This window comes from Bacillus mycoides, assembly GCF_001757995.1.
Taxonomy (GTDB): Bacteria; Bacillota; Bacilli; order Bacillales; family Bacillaceae_G; genus Bacillus_A; species Bacillus_A mycoides_B.
On sequence record NZ_LXLV01000029.1, the window covers coordinates 1 to 26,205 of the forward strand.

General features: G+C 33.5%; 21 protein-coding genes and 1 pseudogene. 17 read left to right on the plus strand and 5 right to left on the minus strand.

Annotated features, from left to right (window positions below; all coding sequences use genetic code 11):
• The first annotated feature begins 459 nt into the window (after positions 1–459).
• From BWGOE10_RS32845 to BWGOE10_RS11725, 9 genes are all read left to right on the plus strand, one after another.
• The gene (locus BWGOE10_RS32845) at positions 460–621 is read left to right on the plus strand and encodes a hypothetical protein (RefSeq protein WP_171903108.1); all 162 of its coding nucleotides are present in this window, start codon (positions 460–462) and stop codon (positions 619–621) included.
• A gap of 177 nt (positions 622–798) precedes the next feature.
• On the plus strand, positions 799–2,118 hold the full coding sequence (locus tag BWGOE10_RS11690) for an HBL/NHE enterotoxin family protein (protein WP_070144177.1): 1,320 nt from the start codon (positions 799–801) through the stop codon (positions 2,116–2,118).
• A 65-nt stretch (positions 2,119–2,183) separates the two neighbouring features.
• A complete protein-coding gene (gene hblD, locus BWGOE10_RS11695) occupies positions 2,184–3,404 on the plus strand; it encodes a hemolytic enterotoxin HBL lytic component L1 (protein WP_070144176.1) in 1,221 nt (406 codons plus the stop codon).
• Between the two features lie 36 nt (positions 3,405–3,440).
• On the plus strand, positions 3,441–4,568 hold the full coding sequence (gene hblB / locus BWGOE10_RS11700; protein WP_070144175.1) for a hemolytic enterotoxin HBL binding subunit HblB: 1,128 nt from the start codon (positions 3,441–3,443) through the stop codon (positions 4,566–4,568).
• A gap of 416 nt (positions 4,569–4,984) precedes the next feature.
• Entirely contained in the window at positions 4,985–6,385 is a 1,401-nt protein-coding gene (locus BWGOE10_RS11705; RefSeq protein WP_070144174.1) for an HBL/NHE enterotoxin family protein, read from the plus strand.
• An 85-nt stretch (positions 6,386–6,470) separates the two neighbouring features.
• Positions 6,471–6,695: a DUF2187 domain-containing protein gene (locus tag BWGOE10_RS11710; protein ID WP_002144097.1), complete on the plus strand. Its 225-nt coding sequence runs from the start codon at positions 6,471–6,473 to the stop codon at positions 6,693–6,695.
• A gap of 914 nt (positions 6,696–7,609) precedes the next feature.
• On the plus strand, positions 7,610–8,308 hold the full coding sequence (gene sdaAB, locus BWGOE10_RS11715; protein WP_002120784.1) for an L-serine ammonia-lyase, iron-sulfur-dependent subunit beta: 699 nt from the start codon (positions 7,610–7,612) through the stop codon (positions 8,306–8,308).
• A gap of 22 nt (positions 8,309–8,330) precedes the next feature.
• Complete coding sequence (gene sdaAA, locus BWGOE10_RS11720) at positions 8,331–9,218, plus strand: L-serine ammonia-lyase, iron-sulfur-dependent, subunit alpha (protein WP_070144173.1); 888 nt, start codon at positions 8,331–8,333, stop codon at positions 9,216–9,218.
• Between the two features lie 298 nt (positions 9,219–9,516).
• Entirely contained in the window at positions 9,517–10,836 is a 1,320-nt protein-coding gene (locus BWGOE10_RS11725; protein WP_070144172.1) for an aromatic amino acid transport family protein, read from the plus strand.
• A 75-nt stretch (positions 10,837–10,911) separates the two neighbouring features.
• Here the strand turns inward: BWGOE10_RS11725 and BWGOE10_RS31425 are convergent, their stop codons facing one another.
• Positions 10,912–11,049, minus strand: a complete 138-nt coding sequence (locus BWGOE10_RS31425; RefSeq protein ID WP_033711909.1) for a hypothetical protein — start codon at positions 11,047–11,049, stop codon at positions 10,912–10,914.
• A 501-nt stretch (positions 11,050–11,550) separates the two neighbouring features.
• Here BWGOE10_RS31425 and BWGOE10_RS11735 point away from each other — a divergent pair.
• Positions 11,551–13,221, plus strand: coding sequence for a ribonuclease J (locus BWGOE10_RS11735; protein WP_070144171.1), 1,671 nt, complete (start codon positions 11,551–11,553; stop codon positions 13,219–13,221).
• 527 nt (positions 13,222–13,748) lie between these two features.
• A pseudogene (locus BWGOE10_RS33810) lies at positions 13,749–14,510 on the plus strand (hypothetical protein).
• 184 nt (positions 14,511–14,694) lie between these two features.
• Here BWGOE10_RS33810 and BWGOE10_RS11740 read toward each other — a convergent pair.
• Positions 14,695–15,030 carry a hypothetical protein gene (locus BWGOE10_RS11740; protein WP_070144170.1) on the minus strand — a complete coding sequence of 112 codons (336 nt, stop codon included), beginning with the start codon at positions 15,028–15,030 and terminating at the stop codon, positions 14,695–14,697.
• 297 nt (positions 15,031–15,327) lie between these two features.
• Between BWGOE10_RS11740 and BWGOE10_RS11745 the strand changes: the two genes are divergently transcribed.
• The 6 genes from BWGOE10_RS11745 (at position 15,328) to BWGOE10_RS11765 (ending at position 22,226) form a co-directional block, all read left to right on the plus strand.
• A complete protein-coding gene (locus BWGOE10_RS11745) occupies positions 15,328–16,875 on the plus strand; it encodes a spore germination protein (RefSeq protein ID WP_070144169.1) in 1,548 nt (515 codons plus the stop codon).
• Between the two features lie 4 nt (positions 16,876–16,879).
• Positions 16,880–17,983, plus strand: a complete 1,104-nt coding sequence (locus tag BWGOE10_RS11750; protein ID WP_033711196.1) for a GerAB/ArcD/ProY family transporter — start codon at positions 16,880–16,882, stop codon at positions 17,981–17,983.
• Entirely contained in the window at positions 17,980–19,083 is a 1,104-nt protein-coding gene (locus BWGOE10_RS11755; protein WP_070144168.1) for a Ger(x)C family spore germination protein, read from the plus strand. The genes BWGOE10_RS11750 and BWGOE10_RS11755 overlap by 4 nt, the downstream gene beginning before the upstream one ends.
• Positions 19,084–19,704: 621 nt before the next feature.
• Complete coding sequence (locus BWGOE10_RS11760; RefSeq protein ID WP_070144167.1) at positions 19,705–21,120, plus strand: amino acid permease; 1,416 nt, start codon at positions 19,705–19,707, stop codon at positions 21,118–21,120.
• A gap of 238 nt (positions 21,121–21,358) precedes the next feature.
• On the plus strand, positions 21,359–21,550 hold the full coding sequence (locus BWGOE10_RS29910) for a hypothetical protein (protein ID WP_131798961.1): 192 nt from the start codon (positions 21,359–21,361) through the stop codon (positions 21,548–21,550).
• Positions 21,551–21,722: 172 nt separating this feature from the next.
• Positions 21,723–22,226, plus strand: a complete 504-nt coding sequence (locus BWGOE10_RS11765) for a DinB family protein (RefSeq protein WP_070144166.1) — start codon at positions 21,723–21,725, stop codon at positions 22,224–22,226.
• A 246-nt stretch (positions 22,227–22,472) separates the two neighbouring features.
• Here BWGOE10_RS11765 and BWGOE10_RS33380 read toward each other — a convergent pair whose 3' ends face one another.
• The 3 genes from BWGOE10_RS33380 to BWGOE10_RS11780 all read right to left on the minus strand — a co-directional run bounded on the left by BWGOE10_RS33380 (position 22,473) and on the right by BWGOE10_RS11780 (position 26,163).
• A complete protein-coding gene (locus tag BWGOE10_RS33380; RefSeq protein WP_236735968.1) occupies positions 22,473–22,946 on the minus strand; it encodes a hypothetical protein in 474 nt (157 codons plus the stop codon).
• A gap of 322 nt (positions 22,947–23,268) precedes the next feature.
• Complete coding sequence (xerS, locus tag BWGOE10_RS11775) at positions 23,269–24,345, minus strand: tyrosine recombinase XerS (protein ID WP_070144165.1); 1,077 nt, start codon at positions 24,343–24,345, stop codon at positions 23,269–23,271.
• An 840-nt stretch (positions 24,346–25,185) separates the two neighbouring features.
• Positions 25,186–26,163 carry a DNA-binding protein gene (locus BWGOE10_RS11780; protein WP_070146085.1) on the minus strand — a complete coding sequence of 326 codons (978 nt, stop codon included), beginning with the start codon at positions 26,161–26,163 and terminating at the stop codon, positions 25,186–25,188.
• Positions 26,164–26,205 lie beyond the last annotated feature (42 nt).

Below are 26,205 nucleotides of genomic sequence, written 5' to 3' on the forward strand. Positions count from 1 at the left end.
ATATATTAATTTGTAATCATTGCAATTACAAAGATAAAATTCAACATTAATTTTATTAGTATAATATTTTTCGCTCATATTAGTACTTAACAAATAAATTATCGAGTATATTCGACAAGATTTTGCTATTTACGCATTGGAAATTTAATGTTTTAATGAACAACATAACTGGTATGACCACACAGAAAGGAGAAGATTACGCTAATAGGTGTTTAGTAAAGTTGCAAGTAACATTATGTCGAGACTAATTATCTTAATACTCAGTTAATTTCAAAAGGGTCTAGAACTCAAAAGTATCACATTTGTAAAAAAAGTGTTTCAAGTTTCTACATAGCAAAAGTGATTTTATTCCGCAAGAAAAGTATAAGCAATGTACAGTATAATTTCATCTTTTGTAATCTTGTAGGGCCCTTGCGACAAAACTAGGAGAGATATTATGAAATTATCATCAAAAAAGTCATGGCAGGGTTAGCAGTAGAAGCAATGGGTTTATCTATCTGGGCTTCTGTAAGTCAAGCAGCAACCCCAGAGAAAAATCAATATTATACTATTCATTTGGCAGCTAATTTAAATATAGGTGATGAACTTTTATTGTTAACTTGTGTAAAACATAGTATTTAAATGAGGGGGAAGTAAGGTCCTTACATTCTATAAGAAGTAAATAATAACGAGGGTTTAACACTCTCTATCCGAAAGAATTCTCCTTCCTCAAGTATGTGCAAGAAAAGGGCCTAGCGTTAGGTCGTTCAAGATGTATATATAAGATTGTAAACAGACAATAGTGAAGAGGTGTACGGAATGAAAAATAAAATAATTAAAGGTTTTTTAATAACATCAATAGTTACTGGGGCGACTATTCCTATCAATACTCTCGCAATGCCAATCGTTCAGGCAGAAACGCAACAAGAGAATACGGATATTTCCTCATCCTTACGAAAATTAGGTGCACAATCTAAATTAATCCAAACATATATTGATCAAGCTTTAATGAGTCCTAATGTACAGCTTGAGGAAGTCCCAGCTTTAAATACAAATCAATCCCTAATCAAGCAAGATATGAAGGAATGGTCATCAGAACTTTATCCACATTTAATTCTAGTAAATTCAAAAAGTAAAGGGTTTGTAACTAAATTTAATAGCTATTATCCAACATTAAAAGCGTTTGTAGACAATAAAGAAGATAAAGAAGGTTTTGTGGATAGACTTGAAGTTCTTCAAGAAATGGCTATGACGAACCAAGACAATGTACAACGTCAGATTAATGAATTAACAGACCTTAAATTACAGCTTGATAAAAAACTTAAAGATCTCGATACTGATGTGACAAAAGCACAGGATGTACTAAGTTCAGACGGAACAGGGAAAATAGACCAGCTAAAAAATGAATTACTAAATACAAAAAAAGCAATTCAAAATGATTTACAACAAATAGCATTAGTACCAGGAGCTTTAAATGAACAAGGATTTGTTATATTCAAAGAAGTCTATAGTCTTTCAAAAGAAATCATTGAACCGGCTGCCCAAGCAGGGTTGGCAGCGTATAACAAAGGAAAAGAAATTAACAACTCTATTTTAGAAGCAGAGACAAAAGCAGCGCAAGAAGCGAAGGAAAAGGGTAAAACTGCTTTAGAGATTGATTCTGCAAAAAAAGCAGCTCGTGAAGCAATTGAGAAAAGCAAACAAGGTGAAATAGCTGCAGCTGCAGCCGCAAAAACGCAAGAGTATGACTTGATGAAAGCTATTGACACTGAAAAAATTAAGAAAACATTTGGTGCCTTCGCTGAAGTAAATAAACTAACAGCAGAACAGCGAGCACATTTAGATGATTTAGAAACACAAAACCAAAAATTATATGATTTAACAACGAAACTATCAATAGCAGATTTACAAAAATCAATGCTTCTTCTTATGCAAAATGATTTGCATACGTTTGCAAATCAAGTGGATGTAGAACTTGATTTAATGAAACGCTATAAAGAAGATTTGAATCTAATAAAAAATAGTATTACAACTTTATCTACTAATGTTGATACTACTAACCAGGAGTCTCAAAAAGATACATTAAGAAGATTAAAAAACATGACAAGTTATCTTGAAGAGCAGGTTTATAAATTTTAATATTAGGAATTCATAAAAACATGAAGGTTATAAGAATCTATCGAAAAATAGGGAGGAAAATAGATATGAAGAAATTTCCATTTAAAGTGTTAACTTTAGCCACACTGGCAACGGTTATAACTTCTACTACCGGTAACACTATTCATGCATTTGCACAAGAACAGACCGCTCAAGAACAGAAAATAGGGAATTATGCTTTAGGGCCTGAAGGACTGAAGAAAGCATTGGCTGAAACAGGATCTCATATTCTTGTAATGGATTTGTACGCAAAAACAATGATTAAGCAACCGAATGTAAATTTATCCAATATTGATTTAGGTTCAGAAGGGGGAGAATTAATCAAAAATATTCACCTTAATCAGGAACTATCTCGAATCAATGCGAATTATTGGCTAGATACAGCAAAACCGCAGATTCAAAAAACAGCACGTAATATTGTAAATTACGATGAACAATTTCAAAATTATTACGACACATTAGTAGATACTGTACAAAAGAAAGATAAGGCAGGCCTAAAAGAGGGCATAAATGATTTAATCACTACAATTAATACAAATTCAAAAGAAGTTACAGATGTAATTAAGATGTTACAAGACTTCAAAGGGAAACTATATCAAAATTCTACAGATTTTAAAAATAATGTTGGTGGCCCAGATGGTAAAGGTGGATTAACGGCAATATTAGCAGGTCAGCAGGCAACAATTCCACAACTTCAAGCTGAAGTTGAGCAACTCCGTTCTACTCAGAAAAAACATTTTGATGATGTATTAGCATGGTCAATTGGTGGTGGATTGGGAGCAGCTATTTTAGTTATTGCAGCTATTGGAGGAGCGGTAGTAATTGTTGTGACTGGCGGTACAGCAACACCGGCTGTTGTTGGTGGCCTTACAGCTCTTGGTGCAGCTGGTATTGGTTTAGGAACAGCAGCTGGTGTCACGGCGTCTAATCATATGAACTCTTATAACGAAATTTCTAAAAAAATCGGAGAATTAAGTACGAAAGCTGATCTCGCTAGCCAAGCAGTTATTTCGATTACTAACGCGAAAGACACTTTGGCATATCTGTATCAGACAGTGGATCAAGCGATACTGTCTCTAACAAATATTCAAAAACAATGGAATACAATGGGGGCCAACTATACAGATTTACTTGATAATATCGACTCTATGCAAGAACATAAATTCTCTTTAATACCTGATGATTTAAAAGCTGCTAAACAAAGCTGGAATGATATTCATAAAGATGCAGAATTCATTTCGAAAGACATCGCTTTTAAACAAGAATAGAACTGAAAATTAAGACCTATATAGGAGGAATATGAAATGATGAAGAAAATCCCTTATAAACTACTCGCTGTATCGACGTTTTTAACTTTGACAACAACTTCTGTTGTTTCACCAGTAGCAACTTTTGCAAGCGGAATTGAACAAACAAATAATGGAGATATGTCTCTTTCAACAAATGAAGTGAAGATGAAAGAAACCTTGCAAAAGGCTGGGTTATTTGCAAAATCTATGAATGCTTATTCTTATATGTTAATTAAAAATCCAGATGTGAACTTTGAAGGGATTACTATTAATGGATATGTAGATTTACCTGGTAGAATTGTACAAGATCAAAAGAATGCAAGAGCACATGCTCTTACATGGGATACACAAGTAAAAAAACAGCTTTTAGATACATTGACAGGCATTGTTGAATACGACACAACATTTGACAATTATTATGAAACAATGGTAGATGCGATTAATACAGGTGATGGAGAAACTTTAAAAGAAGGCATTACAGATTTACGAGGTGAGATTCAACAAAACCAAAAGCAAGCACAACAATTAATACAAGAATTAACTAAATTAAGAGACGCTATTGGACAAGATGTTAGAGCATTTGGAAGTAATAAAGATCTCTTGCAATCGATTTTAAAAAACCAAGGAGTTGATGTGGAGGCCGATCAAAAGCGTCTAGATGAAGTTTTAGGATCAGTAAACTATTATAAACAATTAGAATCTGATGGGTTTAATGTAATGAAGGGTGCCATTTTGGGCCTACCGATAATTGGCGGTATTATAGTGGGTGTAGCAAGAGATAATTTAGGCAAGTTAGAGCCTTTATTAGCACAATTACGTCAGACTGTAGATTATAAAGTAACATTAAATCGTGTAGTTGGAGTTGCTTACAATAATATTAATGAAATGCATAAGGCACTTGATGATGCTATTAATTCTCTTACTTATATGTCCACGCAATGGCATGATTTAGATTCTCAATATTCGGGAGTACTTGGACATATTGAAACTGCATCTCAAAAAGCTGATCAAAATAAATTTAAATTCTTAAAACCTAACTTGAATGCAGCTAAAGACAGTTGGAAAACATTGCACACAGATGCGGTCACTTTAAAAGAAGGAATCAAAGAATTAAAAGTGGAGCCTGTTACTCCGCAAAAATAAGAAAATATTAGTTTTGTTGCAAAGTCACCTAAAACATAGAGAATCTATGATTACGTTGTTAAATAGTAATGCAACAATTAATAAATCATTATACCCCAGAAAGGCGGAGTCTCATTAATGACTTCGCCTTTCACTTATATATAAATTTCATCTAAATAAAAAGATAACCGTGCAGCTTTACTTGTTTTTTAAAACTTTGCAACAGAACCGATTAATTGGAGACAGATTATAAAGATTTGCTTGATAATATCTAGACTCTATGCAACAACATAGATTTTCTATAATACTTGATGATTTAAAGGCTGCTAAAGAAAGTTAGAATGATACTTATAAAAGATGTAGAACTCATTTCGAAAGACATCGCTTTTAAAGAAGAATAGAACTTGAAATCAAACCCTATATAGGAGGAATATGAAATGATGAAAAAAATTCCTTACAAACTAATCGCTGTATCGACATTTTTAACTATGACAACAACTTATGCAGTTACACCAGTAGCAGCTTTTGCAAGTGAAATTGAACAAACTAACAATGGAGATATGTCTCTTTCAGCAAATGAAGAACAGATGAAAAAAACTGTGCAAAATGCTGGGTTATTTGTAAAATCTATGAATGAATATTCTTATTTGTTAATTAATAATCCAGATGTGAGTTTTGAAGGAATTACTATTAATGGATATGCAGATTTACCTAGTAAAATTGTACAAGATCAAAAGAATGCAAGAGCACATGCAGTTTCATGGAATACGAAAGTAAAAAAACAGCTTTTAGATACATTGACAGGTATTATTGAATACGATACAAAATTTGAAAATCATTATGAAACATTAGTAGAGGCGATCAATACTGGGAATGGAGATACTTTAAAAAAAGGGATTACGGATTTACGGGAGGAAATTCAACAAAATCAAAAGTCTGCAAAAGTATTAATAGAAGAATTAACTAAATTTAAAAATGCTATTGGAGAAGATGTTAGAGTATTTGGGAGCCATAAAGAGACCTTGCAGTCTATTTTAAAAAACCAAGGAGCTGCGGTAGAGGATGATCAAAAGCGTCTAGAGGACCTTTTAGGGCAAGTAAACTATCAGAAAGACATAGAATCTAAGGGATTAGACATGGTAAAGATCCCCTTTCTTCCCACATTGATTGCTGGTGGGATAATGATAGGTGATGCAAGAGGTAAGTTAGGCTGGCTAGAGCCGGAATTAGCAAAATTACGTCAGAATGTAGATTATAAGATAACATTAAATCGTGTAGTAGGAGTTGCGTTTCATAATATTAGTGATATGCATAGTGCGATTGATAATGCTATTACTGCTCTTACTTATATGTCCACGCAATGGGATGATTTAGACTCTCAATATTCGGGCGTACTGGGACATATTGATAAAGCTAATCAAAAAGCCGATCAAAATAGATATAAATTCTTAGCCCCTAACTTGAATGCAGCTAAAGACAGTTGGAAAACATTAAGAACAGATGTTGTCACATTACAAGAAGGGATAAAAATTGCAGAGAAAAAAGAACAGGATTTTATGAATCAGCTTCGTCCATCAAACGTTTTCTATTTTTATAAAAAAATTCATAACGCATACACATTTGAAATAAAGACTGGAACAAATGCACCAAATGCGTCTTATAAAGTTATGAATTTAACTAAAAATACTGTTCATAATATGTGGAGTGGAGGACCAAATACAAACATGTGGGCTGACTGGCTTTCATTCAATCCAAAAGATGAATTTGCAGTGGTAGCAGTAGTGGATGGGAAAGAATATGTTGTATATAAAGACAAAGTAGAAAATATAATGAACTGAACCCGAAAAGTTAGACAGAAAAATTACGCAGCAATTGGAGATGGTACACTAAGTTAAGTGAAAAAGATGATTCAGAGGGTACCAAATGGAGTATAAAATAAAGGTAACCATTGGGAATTACGTTCAATTTTCATATCGTAAAAATTCTAATTTGCAATTAATGGGATATGTAGTGAGTGTTCTACAGAATACAATTGTTGTAGATATTTCAGAGATAATGGGAATAGAAGTAGATGATGTTAGGCAAGTAGTAAAACATGGCTGCTATAATAAAGTGGTTCATAAGCAAATAAAAAATACTGTTTCATAAAAAATGCTCCTAGATAAATCTAGGAGTATTTTTTATGATGAAGTTACTGGATTTTTTGAGACGATCAATAGCAGCAGTTAGATAGTAATATATTCATTTAGAAAAAGCATCCAAATAGGATGCTTTTTCTAAACGAGGTCTCGCTTCATCACCATCAAGTTAAGAAATTTATTGTTATCTCAAACGAATCTAAATTCTTATAAGTAACTAACTGTAGCGAGATAAAATTTCGTTTTGGGGGGTCTTCAAAATCTTAGCTTGATAGCGATGTGGTTCTACCCCAAAAAGAAGTTCCTTTTTTCTGAAAATGTATATAAATACAAAATGTATCATGAATATCCGAAAAAGATTTTATATTTCATTAATTTATTCCTTTCCATCTACATTAATCATTTATTGCAACAGCTTTCACGTCTAAAATAAGATGTTTCAACAAAGGAAAGTATAAGTATCTTTATAATGATTTTCCAATATAATCAATGTGTTAATGAAAGGAACTCTGTGTTATTTTTGCTTTTCTACTAACTAATACAGCTTCAAACAATGGACACAATTGCTACATGCCAAGTGTAATTTATTATCCATTCAAGATTCTGTTTATTCAATCTTTCTGAAAATAAAAAAATATTAAACTCATAAATATACAAGTTATAATGAGGGCGTCTAGAGATAATCTATTACCTCTAGAGAAAATATCAAACCTAGTTCTGGTGCAAAAATTCTAAAGACCTTGCAAGTAACCTTCTAAAATTGGACATACTGATACGATTACTCTAAGAAAGGTGTGTGGTCAGAAGGGAAATTTATTAACATGAAAAATGAAAACGTTATCAACTCGATCTTATTTTGAATTGGTCATTCTAATAACTTAGATTCAACTGCAATTAAAAATAATAAATTATGGGGGTGCTTATATGAACATGAATGTAGCATCTATTAAAGAAAAAAAGGTTGTTAAATACAAAAGTTGTTTTGATGTGATTGGGCCGGTAATGATAGGTCCTTCAAGTTCACATACTGCAGGTGCTTTGGCTATTGGGACAGTTGCCAATAAATTATTTCAAGGTCTTCCAAAAAAAGTCGTGGTAAGGTATTATGAATCATTTGCTGAAACCCATAAAGGACACGGAACTGATTTTGCAATTATTGCTGGGATATTAGGATTTGCTGCCGATGACAGCAAAGTGCCAGATGCTATTAAAATAGCAGAATCTAAAGGAATTGACATTACCTTTATTGAAAAAGCGGGTGATAGTCCTGCTGGTCATCCAAATACGGCAGATGTATATTTAGAGGATGAAAGCCGAAGTATTAGAACGATGGGTATTTCGGTCGGCGGTGGATTAATTGAAGTCAAACATGTTGAAATTGACGGATTTAGCTTAGATCTGCAGGGGCCATTGCCAGTTATTATTGCGATTTCCGAAAGAGCTGACTTTGAATTTGTCTTACGCAGGATCTTTAAACAATATGATGTGGAAATTAACAACTTTCATAGTTTAGAAGAAAACAGAAAATATTTATATGCATTCGCTTTGGATTCGCTATTGCCTGGTTATGTTCAGAAGGAATTAGGAAATTTAAGCAATATAGCTAATATCATTATTCTTTAGTTACTTTAAGGGGTGAAAAAATATGTATATGACCATAAAAGAAATTGTGGATGCAGCTAATAAAAGCCAAAAGCCAATTTATGAATTAGCAATCGAACAGGAAATCGAACAAACTAAAACTTCTTATGAAGAAGTTTGGAGTAAAATGGAAAGAAATTTAGCGACTATGGAAAATGCCATAAATAAAAGTATCGAGGGCGACGGGGTATTTTCTCCGACCGGTTTAACCGGAGGTGATGCTGTTAAAATTAAAAACTATCGAGAAAATAGGAAAACTCTTTCTGGAGATTTGATGGTGTTAGGGATTCAAAGTGCTATCGGTGTTAATGAAGTAAATGCTGCATTAGGGGCTATTTGTGCAACCCCAACAGCAGGTGCGAGTGGGACGATCCCGGGAGTCCTATATAGTATTAAAGATACGTTGCAGTTAACTCATGAAGATATGATCCATTTTCTATTCACTTCAGCGTTATTTGGAACGATAGTCGCAAATAACGCTTGTATTTCAGGAGCGTACGGAGGATGTCAAGCTGAAGTAGGCAGTGCCTCAGCAATGGCGGCTGCAGCAGCAGTAGAAGCTGCCGGAGGAACGCCACAGCAATCTTCTGAAGCTTTCTCAACCGCATTACAAAATTTACTCGGTCTAGTTTGTGATCCGGTCGCTGGTTTGGTAGAAATTCCTTGTGTAAAGAGAAACGCCATTGGAACGGCAAATGCTTTGGCAGCATCAGACATCGCATTAGCCGGCGTAAACAATATCATCAATGCAGACGAAGTTATTGAAGCGATGTATAGAGTTGGAAGACAGATGCCTCGCGAATTAAGAGAGACAGGTTTAGGCGGAATTGCGGCCACACCTACAGGGATTGCCATTAAAAATAAAATCTTTGGGGAGAAACAATCAAATTAATAAACAGATATCGGAAATATTGTGAAATAGTTAACAATCCTATTCTCTATTGTTCTCCTAAGGATGTCTGTATATTGAGAGCCATTATCACTAAGATATACTACTATATAATTAAAGTGTTTTGTAAGAGCTAACAAACCCATCAGGTTGATGACTAGCGAATTTTTCGATTTTGATCAACTTAGAAGAAGGACACACGATGTGGCGTACTTTGTAAGCAATTCATTTTTCAAGAACGGTCTATATTCCTAAGCCTTAAAAAGAGACGGAAGAATAGGACACAAGGAGGAATTATTATATGAATGGGAATACTGCAAAAAAAATAGAATTTCAGGCTGAAAATACTGCAGTAAAAAATGAGGAATATCCAGATCCTACAAAGTGGCATAAACAGGATACTACCTGGGCATTGAGCCTTTTTGGAACAGCCATTGGAGCAGGAGTACTCTTTTTACCGATTAATGCAGGTTCAGGAGGGTTATTATCATTACTACTAATTACATTACTTGCATATCCAGTTATGTATTACTCACATAGGGCGCTTGCTAAAATGATATATGCTTCCAATTCTGCTGAAGAGGGGATTACAGGTACAATAAGAGAGTATTTTGGAAATAAGGCAAGTATCATTTTTAACATAGTATATTTCGTCTCAATTTATACAATCGTGCTAATGTATTCTGTTGCACTTACAAATACTGCAAGTAGTTTTATCGTGCATCAATTGCACATGCAGGAGCCTCCAAGGGCCATTTTATCGCTTGTATTAGTACTCGGTCTTATCGCTATACTAAATTTTGGTCAAGATATCACTGTAAAGATAATGAGCATGCTAGTATATCCTTTCATAGCTTCTCTACTTTTTATCTCAATATCTTTGATTCCACAGTGGAATACGTCAATGCTTAGTTTTTCAAGTGTTTCTACTGCTTCAGCAGGAACAGGATATTTGGGAACGATATGGATGATACTACCAATCATAGTATTCTCGTTTAATCATTCTCCTATGATTTCGTCATTTGTTATGAAACAGAGAGCTACGTATGGAATAGAAGCTACTGATGCCAAATGTGCTCAAATACAAAAAGTTTGTTATATCATGACATTCGCTGTTGTTATGTTCTTTGTTTGGAGCAGTACCTTGAGTTTGACTCCAAATGATCTTATGATGGCAAAAGAACAGAATTTGTCAATCCTATCATATCTTGCTAATGAGCTTAATTCGCCTGTAATCACGATTGCAGCTCCTATCATTGCTTTTGTGGCTATTACAAAGTCTTTCCTTGGCCATTATATAGGAGCATATGAAGTAATGCGTGACATGATTATTAAGTCCGGTAAAACACGCGGGAAAGATATAGGAGAAAAAACAGTTAAGACAATGATCCTTACTTTTGTCGTATTAACATGCTGGTATGTTGCTTATGCAAATCCAAGTATTCTTGGAATCATTGATGCCCTTAGCGGACCGTTAGTTGCTGCTATATTATGTTTATTACCAATGTATGCAATTCGTAAAGTGCCAGTACTAGCTAAATATAGAGGGAAAATGAGCAATGTATTTGTCATTATTATAGGTATCCTTACTGTCCTAGCAAGTATTAAGTCATTATTCTAATTCACTATTGTTAGTTCTGATGCAAAAATAGTGCGATATGAAAAAAGAACGAAAGATTCCTAGCGGAACTGAATTTTATATTGTTGAACCAAAGAAATCATGGTTTTGGACAAACTTTTCATCTTGGAGAGTTTGTCCTTTTTTGATTATATGCATAACTTCTATTCTTGCAATCACCTTTTTAGCTGTTTGCAATGATTTTAATCCAAGCATATTAGGGTGTCGTCCCATGTCCATCAAGCTAATAATTTGAAGTATTCCTTAAGGTTCTGATGAGATGTGGATTCAGTGTTAAAGGTGAAGACAACGGTTTTTCCAATGCACGTAGATATGATTTAGAAGAATTTGTTCTCACCCTAAGCTATGCAATTAGTATGAGGAGAGCTTCTTCTGTTTTAGAGGGCTATTCTACAATGTAAGTGCCGCATGACTTCTGCATAACGATCTTCCATTATCGGGCGCATTTCTTAAAAAAGAATTGCATCTTTATTAAGAATCGAAAACCATGAGTGATTTCAATAGCAGCTGTCTCCATGGGAGGAAAGACCTCGATAACAATGTGTGAAACGAAGACATCAATGTTGTAGTCAGTATATTTAGGTAAAAACAAGTCTAAAGTTCCCTTTTTTCTAGGAATCTCGAGCATTCAACCCACTGATAAAAGGAAATCCAAAGGGCATACTAAGATTATATTAAAAATGGGAGGATATAAATTTGAGTACAATAGAAAATGCAGTATCAATCTTCGCCTTAGGCGGCTTGAATGAAATCGGGAAAAATATGTATGCAATCGAATATTCAAACGATATCGTGATTATCGACTGTGGCAATAAGTTTCCAGATGAAAGTTTATTAGGAATTGATTTGATTATCCCTGATATAGCTTACTTAGTAGAAAATAAAGATAAAGTCAGGGCATTAATTGTCACACATGGACATGAAGATCATATCGGGGGGATCCCGTTCTTCTTAAAAAAATTGAATGTACCCGTTTATGCCACACGCTTCACACTAGGATTAATTGAAATCAAATTAAAAGAACATAAACTTCTAGGAGAAAGTGAACTTATTGAAATCAACTCAAACTCCAACTTGACAATCGGAGAAATAAGTGTAAGTTTTTTCAAAGTGACCCATAGTATTCCTGATTGCTTGGGAATAGTCTTTCACACACCAGAGGGTAATATTGTACATACGGGGGACTTCAAGTTCGATTTAACCCCTGCGAATAATGAGAATTCGGATATTCATAAAATGGCTGCAATCGGCAAAGACGGGGTCTTGCTTCTATTGTCTGAGAGTACCAATGCAGAGCGTCCTGGTTTGACCCCATCGGAACAAATGGTAGGTGAACATGTGGAAGCTGTTTTCATGAAAGCCGAACGCAAAGTTATTGTTTCTACCTTTGCTTCAAATATTAGTCGCGTTCAGCAAGTCGTGAATGCAGCGCAAAAAACAAATCGAAAACTGGCGTTGCTTGGACGAAGTATGGTTAATGTCGTAGCGGTTGCTATGGAACGTGGTTATTTAACAGTTCCAGATGGAATGTTAATTGCCCCACATGAAATCAATGAAATGGCTCCTGAAAGGGTGGCCATTTTATGCACGGGGAGTCAAGGAGAACCATTGGCTGCTCTTGCTCGCCTGTCCACAGGAAACTTTCGCGGTGTCGACATTTTACCTGAAGATACGGTTATCTTTGCAGCAGGTCCAATACCCGGGAATGAACGAAATATCACGAGTATCGTAGACAACTTATTTACCCTTGGAGCCAAAGTGATTTATGGATCAGGAAGTACATCCGGAATGCATGTTTCTGGCCATGGTTATCAAGAAGATTTAAAACTAATGCTTACATTAATGAAACCAAAATATTTTATTCCCATTCACGGTGAATTTAGAATGCTACACCATCACCGTTTGTTAGGTGAATCCGTTGGAGTAGAGCAAGGAAACACTTTTATCATCAATAATGGCGATGTCGTCGATATTGAACATACCATTGCCCGTCAGACCCGGAAAATACCGGTGGGGAATACCTACGTAGACGGGGGCGATGTCGATAATATTGGGGAAATTGTATTACGAGACCGCAAACAACTTTCAGAGGATGGGATGCTCATGATTGTTTTAACTATGAGCAAATCGGAAGGAAAACTGATTTCTGAACCCGATACCATTTCTCGTGGATTTGTGGATAGAGATTTCTCGGAACTCCGAAGAGACGTTAATCGACTTACTATAAAAACTGTTAACGAGCTACAAGAAGCAAATAGAAACCAATGGAATGTAATGAAAAAACAAATAAAAAAATCAATACGACAATATGTATATACACATACTAAGAAAAAACCAATGATTGTACCTATACTTATTGAAATTTAATAGGGGGAAGTTTAAAAAAAATGAATTAATTGATTTTCAACAATTGGGCACAATTCTCTAATAAGAATTGTGCTCTTTCTTTTGTATTGGACCATTTAATGGAATAAGAATCCCAAGCAAAATTTAATATTTGTGAAGGATTGCACTTAAACTAAAGGGCAGGTGTAGAGTGACTATATAGGAATTTAATTTTAAAACTTCAAACACACATAACCCCATGCTGATTTTAGGATGGGGTCAAAATAAAATAGAAGAAATTAATAAGGTGCAGCAAGCAAACCTTTTAGAAATGGAAAAGAGACTACTAAGCGAATTATAGAGAGAACAAAAAAAGCATCCAGTGGGGTGCTTTTTTGGGGGGAATAGAAAATCCCTTACTAACTATATTTAAAATATAATTCATAATTTCGGTACGTGAAGTTTTATGAAATGTCCAGTTAAGAGCTTACATTTAGTAATAGTAGGGAAGAATGGATAGTTAGAGTTGGAATCAAATGTATTTACCAAAATGAAAATGGAGGTGTGTTATGAAATTTCTTTTTAGGGAATGTAAAAGGCCTTTAAACGCGTTTAGTGCTGCTAATACATACTTAGATTGATTAGTGCAAACTAAAACGTATCTGCAGCTTCTAATACTAATCTTATTTTGTATTGCTACAGTATATTTGCCTTTCCCTTTATTTTCGCTTAGGTATATAAATAATATAGACATACTGCTGCAATGCATAATTAAAGCAGTATATTTTTCGTTTCCTATCTCATTTGTGTTTCTATACATAATGTGGAATCAAAGGATTTTGATTTCAAAAAAAATTACTTTCCAGCAACTAAAAATATCTTTCTTCAGTGCTTTCATTATTTACATTATAATGTTGTTGTTTTTGTCTGTTCTAATATCATTTACAACATTCAACGGAACATCTAACCCCATTGAAAATGAAGGGATGACCAATATATTCCTTAAAACGCCTGGTATTGCAATTCAATTAATTGGTGAGAACATTATGTTTGTATCTATATTATTCTTTTGGCACAAAATCATACGTTCCTTCATAATAAGTCCTATTACTTCAATTACAACCTCTTTAATTTTGTCTGGAAGCTCATTTGGACTACTCCATCTTTCTACATATAATTATAATTGAGTGCAGTGTTTATCTATCATCGGTATACCAGCTATCGCTCAAATGATTTTCTTTCTAATATTTTAAAATATTCATATGGGATATATGGTTCACTTCAATTACAATTTAATCATCATACTTTTTAAATACATAGTTTCTAATTAAACTATTTTATAACTAAAAATAAAAGAAAAGGTACCCCTGCTGCAAGGTACCTTTTCCAAGGGGTATAACTCATTGCCTGAGCGATCGTTGATCAAATAACGCTTAGACTCTTACATGAGTTATAATTTTATTATACATTGATCATACCAAAAATATTATCAATGGTGAAATTAACTTTAATTATTTATTGTTTCTCTACACTTAAAGTATTATCTTGTTTTACTATTTGCTTAGACTGTTCTGTTTTTACTTCTTGGCCACCTTTGATAGCTCTTAGGATTGAACCAGTTGCTATTAACATTGTACCTGCTACAAAGAATGATCCACTTAGAACGAAGTAACCTGTAAGTACATTAGAATTGATAATATAATTATACGCATCTCCGCCTACGTAAACGTATTTATTCAAATCACTAAATTCATCAGACATACGATATCCACCAAGCCTATCAAATCCTAAGTAAAGTAGTATTACCGAATGGATATAAAAGATAATTCCCCAAATTGTCCACTTCTTCATTCTGTTCCTCCATGTTGTTAAATTTATTAATCCGTTTATATAGTTTAAATGTTTATAAATGATTCAGCAATACATTTCGTATATCTTAAGTTTTAACAGTGATATTTTCTTTACTAGTAGGGGGAGCACCACACATCCATCAACTTAAAAGACTATTCTTGAAATAGATTTTTATGAAATATCACAAAAAAATTTATAGTAATAATTCTGATGTTACCTATGTAGTTATTAGGATATTTTTTCTTAATATATGCATACTAAACATACTATAAAAGGTACATAGAAAGTGAGGGAATCATGGCTAAATTTTTGAAGCGTTTAAAATATAGAGACAATCCTAAGTCATTTTCAATACGAGACAATACTCATTTTCAGAAAAAAAATATTGAAGACTCCCTCTTAGGCACTGATTTATCGAAAAACATAGCTGATATTCAGAATATATTTCGTCAAGCACCTGATTTAGTGATTCGCCGGTTTCAAATAAAAGCAGATGGATTAGAAGCCGCTTTAGTATATTTGTCTGGATTAACAGATAAAGAATTGATTCAAAATCATGTTTTAAGTCCTTTGATGAATAGTGATTTTGATACCAAGAAAGAACTTCCAATTCCATTAGGACAAATTAAAATTATTAATACATTGAGTCAGATTGAAAATGCTATTTTTGGGGGAGATAGTGTTTTATTAATCCACAGTCGAACAACAGCACATCAATTGGATACGAAAGGACGGCCACAAAGAAATGTTGAAGATGCTCATAACGAAATAGCTCTAAAAGGTGCGCATCAAGGATTTACAGAAACCGGAAGTCAAAATATCGCAATGATTCGAAGGTATATTCCTCATCGTGAATTAACGGTAAAAGAAATAGTAATTGGTGTACGAAGCAAAACGAGGATTTCTATTTTATATTTGAAAGATGTAGCTTCTGAAGATGTGCTGAAGGAATTAGAAACACGGATTCATAATATTACAGTCGACGCTGTTGCTAGTAATGGGGAACTTATAGAATTCATTGAAGATAACTCGTACTCACCGTTTCCACAATTTATATTAACTGAAAGACCTGATTTGGCAGTATCTCACATTCTACAGGGCAGATTTGTAACTGTAATGGATCATTCGCCTAATGTGTTAATTGCTCCAACAAATTTTATTTCCTTTTTTCAAGGAGTGGATGATTACGGTACAAGGTGGCTAGTTGCTTCGTCTATTCGGATGCTTCGTTTTATCTCCTTTATAATTGCTTTATTTTTGCCTGCGAGTTATGTTGCTTTTATTTCCTTTAATTTTGAAGTTATTCCTGTAGAGCTGTATTTATCTATTGCAGAATCAAGAACGCGCGTACCCTTTTCTCCAGTTATGGAAGCATTACTTATGGAAATAACATTGGAAACGATGAGAGAAGGGGCTTTACGGATACCTACTCCGATCGGTCAGACAGTTGGAGTTGTAGGTGGTATTGTCATTGGACAGGCGGCTGTTCAGGCGGGAATTGTAAGCAACATTATGATTATTGTTGTTGCTATTACAGCCATCTCTTCTTTTGTTATCCCTAATTATGATATGGGAGCGGCAGTAAGACTTTTACGCTTTCCGATGATGCTAGCAGCTGCCTTATTTGGAATTGTTGGACTTGTTATCGGGTGGATGACTTTAATTGGACATCTAATCAGTCTTGAATCGCTAGGTACTCCTTACGGAACGCCATTAGCACCGTTTCGCTTTGCAGATATGAAAGATGCTTTTTTACGCTTTCCTTTATGGGCAATAAGAAGGCGTCCTAAGGGTAATGGAACCATTCAATCTATTCGACAAGGAAAGAATCCTAATAAAAGGTGAAATTATGAAAAAGTATGCCTATAATGACATCACTCTTATGCAGTATATTGTTTTAATCAATGGAATGCAGGTGGCCACTGGCGTTTTATCACTTCCGCGCGTGCTTGCAGAAAACGCTGGAACAGATGGATGGATAGCTATATTGATTGGTTGGATATTCTCCACAATATCAGGTGTTTTTATCGTGAAAACTGCTGCAAGATATCCCGAGGACACGATTTATGACATTCTTATACGATTGTTTGGAAAAATAGTAGGGAAAGCATTCGTTGTTATTTACATGATGTATTTCGCTTTTTATACTTGTATCGTTCTTGTAAACGCTATGCTTTTTCTTAAGGGATGGCTTCTTCCGAAAACGCCTGACTATATCGTTATCTTTTTGTTTTCGATTCCTACCTTTTTTGTTGCGCGTAACGGTCCTCGTATTATAGGGCGCTACTCCGAACTTTTTTTTTATATGGCGCTTTGGATTCCGTTGTTTTTTTTGATACCGCTTAAAGAGAACGGAAGTTGGATGCCCTTCTTTCCGCTATTAAAAGAAGGATGGAAACCTGTATTAACGGCTGTACCGACCACTATTTTTGCTTATTTAGGGTTTGATATTGCTTTCTTTTTATATCCTTTTTTACAAAAAAAACAGTATGCAGTCCATGGAATGGTTATTGCAAACACATTAACGATGTTATTTTATTTATTTACTACTATTGTTTGTTTTGCTTATTTTAGCCCTGATAGCATTACGCAATATAATCAACCGGTACTAAATTTAGTGAAAGTAATTGAATTTCGTTTTTTAGAACGTTTTGACATGATTTTATTGGCTGTTTACTTAACCATTGTTTCCACATCATGGATTCCTGCCCTATACTGTTCTGTATTTTGTTCAAGCCAATTACTTGGAAAACAAGATCATAGCTCTCATGTAGTTGTTCTCTTATTGCTCATTATCGGCATCATATTTTGGACTCATCCTAGTTGGAATGAAGCCGAAATTTGGCAACAGGTATTTTCGAATGCTGGATTAGGATTAACCTATATATTACCTATCATTTTATGGCTGTACTGCTGTCTATATGAGAAGTTTCGCCAGGGGAGGATACATTGAAAAGAAAAGTACTATGTTGTATTTTGTTATCGGTATTCATGATGGCTGGATGCTTTGATCAAAGAAATGTTGAAGATGTTTCTCTTACTCTTGTTCTTGGCATCGATTTAGATCGTAATGATAATTTATTAGTGTATATATCAAGTCCTGTTTTCAATAAAGAAGCAAAGATAAAAGAAGAAACTACTGGTGTAAAATCTGCTACGGTTCGAAAAGCTAGAGACCAATTTGATGCTACTGTTATGGCACTTACCTCGGGAAGTAAAACACAGGTTATGCTAGTTGGAAAACGGTTACTGAAACAAAAAAATTGGATGAAATATCTCGATCCATTTTACCGAGATCCCAAAAATACAGTTACCACAAGGGTTGTTGCTGTAGATGGACCTGTTTCGGACGTCATCTTTTATAACCCAAAAGATAAGCCGCGTCTTCCTCTATATTTAACAAAACTAGTTGATACCGCCTCTTTAAGAAATATCACAGTAAAAACAACTCTTCAAGAACTATATGAACAAAGAGCAGACAAAGGGGTAACAGCAAATATTACTGAGGTGAAAAAAAAGAATAAAATTTGGGTGACAGGTACAGCGTTATTGGATGAAAAAGGAAAGTATAAATTAACGCTAAAATCTGATGAAACCAAACTATTACGCATTTTGCAACAAAGAACTACAGGTGAGTTTCCACTCACAATTCCAATTAAGCTAAAGTCGGATAGCCAAGATAAAGATTGGATAAGTTTTACTGCCAATGGTATTAAAGTAAAGACAAAGGCAAGATATGATAATCATTTTATATTTAATGTAGATGTAAAGATGAGAATCGGTATTACAGAACGGCTTTTTTCGTTTAATACAAAAAAGGACTCAGCAAAATTGCAAAAAGCGATTGAAACTAAGCTGGAAGCTGATTTCAAGCAATTAATACAAAAAATGCAAACTGCCAAAATCGACCCTATTGGGCTTGGAGGATATGCAAGAACTTACACATATCCAGAATGGAAAAAAGTCCAAAATAAATGGAATAATGAATTAGCAAAGGGTGATGTAAACGTCAAGGTCAACATTAAAATTGGCGGGATGGGAACGATTAAGTAACATGAATTCAACTGTAATTCATAATAAAATTGCAAGTACCTTCTATATTTAGAAGGGGAAATGCTTTTAATAGGGTTCCGTCCCATCACAATCAAGCTAATAACAGCCAATACCCCAAAATGAGAAGATTGGTACCTCAAGGTAAAAATGTGAATTTTCGTTTTTGGGGTACTTCAAAATGTTAGCTTGATAGCGATGTGGCGAGATCCCTAGTAATAAAAACAGATGCTGTTTTCTAGCATCTATTTTTATTGTATGAGATTTCTAAAAAATAATACTTTACAAACACAACACCTTTAATTAGAATAATTCATATAATTCGACAAAACACGACAAAAGAAATGATTTATTAATTTTCAGAAAAAGAAGAACATTCTAGACTTTTTTGGTAGTGTCCATATGAATCAGATAGGTAGATAAGATAATAAGGTAAATACCCAATATGATTCAGTGTTTATGGAATTGATTCCTATGAAGATTAGGAGAAAAGGTGCTGGTAAATATTTCACATAACTCAACACTAGCATTTAATCGTTTTAAATTAGCTAAATCTATACAAAATTATGCATAAAACAAGTATTAGAAGAACATACCTTATTTTTTGAAGGGGACACAGAGGATATGAGGAAGCTATTAAAAAAGAAATCTGTTACACAACTGTTAGAACATAATAAGAGTAAGAACTTAACGAAGACATTAGGATTATTTGATTTAATTATGTTAGGGATAGGTTCAATAATTGGAACAGGAGTTCTTGTGTTAACCGGATTAGTAGCAGCAAGAGATGCTGGTCCTGCAGTTATTTTTTCATTTGTACTTGCAGCAATTGTATGTGGATTTATCGCTTTATGTTACGCAGAAATTGCATCTGCACTTCCGACTTCAGGTAGTGTATATACGTACTCTTATGCAACGATTGGTGAGTTTGTGGCACATTTAGTGGGTTGGACGCTACTCTCAATTTATATCGTGGCTACAGCAGCGGTTGCCAGTGGATGGACAGGATATTTCCACAACTTAATAAGTGGATTGGGATTAGAGATACCCAAAGCATTGTTAACGATTCCATCACAAGGTGGTATTATGAATCTACCAGCGATGGTTATTACATTAATAATTACATGGATGTTATCACGTGGTACAAAGGAAAGTAAACGTATCAATAACATAATGGTGTTAATTAAAATTGGAATGGTTATATTATTTATTGTAGTTGGTGTATTCTATGTAAAGCCAGAGAATTGGGTACCGTTTACGCCATTCGGTTTAAGTGGCGTTTTAGCTGGTGGAGCAGCCGTATTCTTTGCCTTTATGGGATTTGATATTCTAGCAACTTCGGCAGAAGAAGTAAAGGATCCGCAGCGTAATCTTCCCATCGGTATTATTGTATCGTTAATCATATGTACAGTTATTTACGTAATAGTGTGTCTTGTTATGACAGGGATGGTTTCCTATAAAGAATTAAATGTCCCTGAAGCAATGGCTTATGTAATGGAAGTTGTAGGACAAGGGAAAGTCGCTGGTGTAATTGCTGCAGGGGCAGTAATTGGCCTTATGGCTGTTATTTTCTCAACTATGTATGCTGCAACACGAGTCTTCTTTGCTATGAGTCGTGATGGACTGTTACCAAAATCGCTTGCAAAGATTAATAAGAAGACTGGAGCACCAACCTTTACAATTGGATTGGCGGGAATAGGGAGCTCTGTGATAGCTGGGTTTGTTGATTTGAAAGAATTAGCGAATTTAGTTAATATTGGTGGCTTGGTAACATTTGCACTGGTTGGTGTATCAGTTATTATCCTTCGTAAAACACATCCAAATTTAAAACGAGGATTTATAGTACCGTTTGTACCCGTGTTACCAATCATTTCAATTATATGTTGCATGTTCTTAATGCTAAATTTACCATTAAGAACATGGGTGTACTTCAGTATTTGGATAATTATTGGGGCAATACTATATTTCATTTATTCGATGAAACATAGTAATTTGAATGAGGAAACAATTCCAAAAGCAAATGATAAAATAGCGAGATAATATCGATGCCAAGTAACTGACAGACTCAACTTCCACAGTTGACTATTGTTCATTTGTGGAATAGAAATTCGATCCCGTTAGATAAACAATAACAGAGGGTAATAGATTAAAATATAGGGATTCTCTATAGTAAGTATAAGTAAAAAGCTATAAAGTAATTCAAATAATAGTTCCAGAGTAAGAGTGTGTTTTTCGAAAATTCTTCGATTAAAACACACTCTTTTTCAATTCTTTGCAAATGGCCGCTAAATCTGTTAATGCTGCTGAAAATTATAAAAACCATCTTGAAAGACAAGATAAAGTATTATCTCGTAATGGTGCATATCGAAAAGCGAAACGTGATGCCGGAATTCCTAATTCTAACCCGTATCAAAGACCTGTTCGTGTGTATGATTGGGGATACAGCCGAGATACGTGTGAAAATAGGTAATAGTCTTACTTTTACTCCCAGATACAATATATTGAACTAATAAATAGGAGTAATGATAGGGTAGATGATACTATCCCTTAGCATAGAGTAGTAAAGGAAAACTTTTTTGTCGTAGAGAATATATACAGAATAGAAATTTAAGTATGTACTTTCAGATGAAGGGAGAAACCTCATGAATAAATTTGTAAATGACAAGTTTTATGAAACGAGAAATAACCTATTAGAGGAGATTACTTTATTGAGTAATGCTCAATTTAATAGTAAGCCGGATATGAATAAATGGAGTATTGCACAAGTTTGTCATCACTTAGTTTTATTAGATGAAAGAGCTATAAAAGTTATTTCGTTTGGATTAAAAGAGATTGATAGTCTTCAAATAGAACGTCAAGAAATTCATTCTATATTATTAGATAGAACGAAAAAATTTATAGCTCCAGAAATTCTTGAACCAAGCTTAGAACCATTTGAAGTTCAGCAAATGATTGATTTGCTGAACGATTCGAGAAAAAAATTGATGACTTTCCTTAGTACAGTAGAAGATGTATCCATACTGACAAAAAAGTCAGTGAAGCACCCTGCTCTGGGAGAATTACTTCTTGATCAATGGGTAGAACTAATATATTTGCATGAACAGCGTCACATAGAACAAATAAAAGAGGTACAATTACTTTTGTGAAGTTGAAATGTAAAAATCTTTGTTTATTTTTTGAGCGATTTGGGATAGCATCAAGGTTTCGGTTGATAAAATAGAAGTCCTGATGCTATTCCTTAAAAAAGAAAAGACACCCTAAGGTGCCTTCCTCCGACTTGATAACCACTTTAATTTTAATAATACTAATATGAGTGTTGGACTTCCATCCAAATATTATTTTACCACGTTAAGTTATATTGTTCATTGAGAAATATGGTTAAAATCTATATTTTATTTAAAAGCATCCATCTGTACTTTCTCGTAAATGTATCCAGCTTCTTTAGCTGTAATTCCAAAACGTTTAGCAGTTAAAGAAGCTACCTGAGGATCGTGTACTTCAGGGATGTAGTTTTCATCGTTATTTGTAAGGATGTTATATTGTTGTTTCATAAAGTCGAATATAACCGTATAGCTTATTCCATTACTTGCATATTGTTCCTTAGGTGAAGAAGAAACTGTGTCGGAATTCGTAGTAATAGGTTCTTCTATTTTATTTATTTGATTCATATCAGAATAATAATCTGATTTAGTGTATTTTTTATTATCATTAATAACTAATTCTTTATCAAAAACACCCATCGTGTATTTGTCATTGCCATAAGTAATATGGAGATTGTCATAAACGCAACGGTTGTTATTCCCGCATTCAATTGAAAATCCATCTAGCTTAGTAATAGCATCTTGCATCACTTCGTATTTTTCCATTGTTTCTAAATCAGAGAATCGTTCGTCTACATTTATATTAATGTTTACTGAAGTTCTATTTTCCTTTCTACCACCTGCTTTGTAACTAGCCTCTTCAATATGTTTACCCTAAATTCACATTTAACGTAAACAACAATTGTAGGAATCTAAAATTTTTATTTATTTCTATCAAGAGAGAGTTTTTATATACCAATTAAAGTAGAATTTAAACTATGTATTTTTTACATAATAAAATTAAAGGTGAAACGAAGAATAAATAGCATTTAAATCTAAGTTTAAGGGGGAAAGAATAAAAGTTCAGCAATACAAAATTGCTGAACTTTTATTCTTTATTCTTTCCTATTCTTCCTAAACTATCTTTAATAGTTGTTTCCCCAAGTTGAGTGTATAACAAAGCTGTATCTTGACTGGTATGCCCAAGTTGTTGCATTACTTGTAACGAATCTTTTTCTTCCATATATAACTTATTTGCTAATGTATGTCTTAATTTATGAGGAGACATTGTTTTACCAAAGGATTTAGTATATTTTTCTACTATATCTTGGATAGCTCTAACTGAAAGGGGCTGTGCGGTATGTTTATACTTTGATAAGAACACATTTTTTAATTCTTTCCCTGGAGCATATTTGTTATTTCTAATCTCTAAATATTTTTCAAGATCATTCAATGCGATGGGAGTAATCCATACAGAATCTTCTTTATTTCCTTTTCTTATTACATCAATTAGTCTTTCTTTTAAATTGATATCTTCAGTACGAAGATCGGCCAACTCACTTACACGAATACCACTCCCAAGAAAGAGGGAAAGAATAGCAACATCACGTTCTTTATCTCTTTGAAAATAAAATAATTGATGTTTTGTTAAAGCTTTTTCATGTTCAAACTTAACATAATTTAAAAATTCTTGATCGTCATCATTATGGAATATTTTAGATCGCATACGCTTCGCACGGGCGTTTAACGTTTCTTTATCTTTATGTATTTCAATTTTAGCCATTACATTTCTATAAAAATAGCATTCTCCATCTTCATCTTCTGAAAGGGAAGTAAGATACTTAAATAGTGATTTTAAAGCTGAAATTTTTCTGTTAACAGAGGAATTTTGCATGTTCTGTTGTAGTTTTAGAAATCTCATAAAGTTCTCAATATCTTTTTTCCTTAAATTCTCCAAATCAGAGAAGGATATGTCTTTAATGGGCTTAAATTCAATAATTTGTTCAGATAATAGCCAATTAAAGAAGACTCTAAAATCATATACATAATTCAGTAGGGTAGAGGGAGAGGCATCATGCAATTCTTTGTACTCCACAAATTCTTCTATGTAAAAGGGCATTTCATTTAAATTCTCGTATAATTTCTTACGATGTACGGATTTTTGACGTTGTTTGCTGTAATCCATAAAAATCACCTCATATATACTATAACAGAAAAATAACGCGAACACAAGTTCGCGTTAAATTCAATTTTTACACAGACTTATTTACATAATTAAATTATGGAATACTAATATTCACTCGAGATTGAATGGGATATTGTAGTCATTCTAATAAAAGTTATAGATAACCAGGTGATAAATTTGTATTAGGCTATAAAAACTAGTACAAAAATTACATATAAATGTAAGTAAATAAACAATTTTCATATATAAATTCATACAAAATGAATACATGAAAACAGTATAAAAGTCGCTATAAAATAAGAATTGGTTAATTTAATCATGATTAATCAGGAGTTAGTTAGATCAACACAAGAAAAACGCTTATACTTTAAAATGTAATTCACTATAAAAATTGTTTATGAGTAATTCAGTATATGATTATTTTTATATAAAATATGTATTATATAGGAGTATACAAATATACTAAAACCGATGAATCTGACCTTGAAATCGCTAGACACTGTATTAGATTTTTATATGACTATCATATTCTTCGTAAAATCGGTATTTCGTGCGAAGTTTCGAAGTGTTTGTTTTTTCGCCTCTTTATAAATGCATCATTCACTTTCCTTTCTTCAGTATGAATATCTTTTAGTTTCAGATACATTCAACTATACACATTAATATCGATTACATGGTTGTTTCTAAGACATAGCCAGTATATTTGCTTTTCCTAGCTTGATGGATGTGGGAGTAATCTTAGTTGTATAAATGATAGTAAAAACAAAAAAGACATACATTAACGTAGATAGATAATTTATGTCTTTTTTAACTAAAACTAAATTATTTTATGATTTAGTTTTATGAAGTCTGATAGTCTTTTATTTTTTGGCAAATAGCAGATGCAATAAATTCTTCAATGGTAGTGTTGGTTTCCCCTACTATTTTATTAATTGCTTGATATTCTTTGCTAGAAAGTGTAACTGGTTTTGTCACGCTACTACTATCTAAATATATACTATTATTTACACGCTTTATTAATTTTCCTTCTATTATATATGGTGTTAAGTATTCTATCCATTCCATTTGCATACCCATAGGTAATTCAATTAGAGATTGGCGTATATCAAAATACCAAAAACCCTCCTCTTCTGAAACCTTTAAGTTTCTTGGTGATACGTACTGAAGGATTAAGTCAATCAATTGGAAAGAGTTGCTGCGTAATTGATCGGACTTAGGTAAACGGAATTTAACAAACCTTTGATGATGACTACGTGGTTTATCAGGTAGATCGTATGCTGGTACGAATCCCGATTTAATAGCTTCATTTAAGGTGAACTCACTTCCAAATTCATCAATCAACATAATATCACCACGCTTAGGAATAGCAATGACCCTTGCTATCGTATTATTTTGAATATATTTATGGAAAAGGACTGTATTATACTTTTGTGAGTATGTATATAGCGTGTTTGCTTGATCAAATTGTTTTATAACTTGAAGTAACTCTTCTTCTCTAATGAATTTAGTTTCGCGGTTACGATGTTCCCGTGTAGTAGTGGCTAATTCCCCATCCCCTAACCATTTTTCTAATTGATATGTACTTATACCATATTTTTTACTAGCTTGGTAAAGGGTAATACCTTCCGTTTCTCTTCCCTTTTTAATTGTTTCCACATCTTCTCTTTTGAAAAGGAAACTTCCATCTAAACGCCATGTATCCTTGTTGATTGGTACTAATTCTTCCTGTTTGATTAAATTATTAACAACGAAATTACTAACTTCTAAATATTCCCTCACTTCGTTTGTATTCATAATCATTTGCTGATTCTCATTCATATTTCCTCTCCTCTTGTATTTCATTTGTATTTATTTTATAAG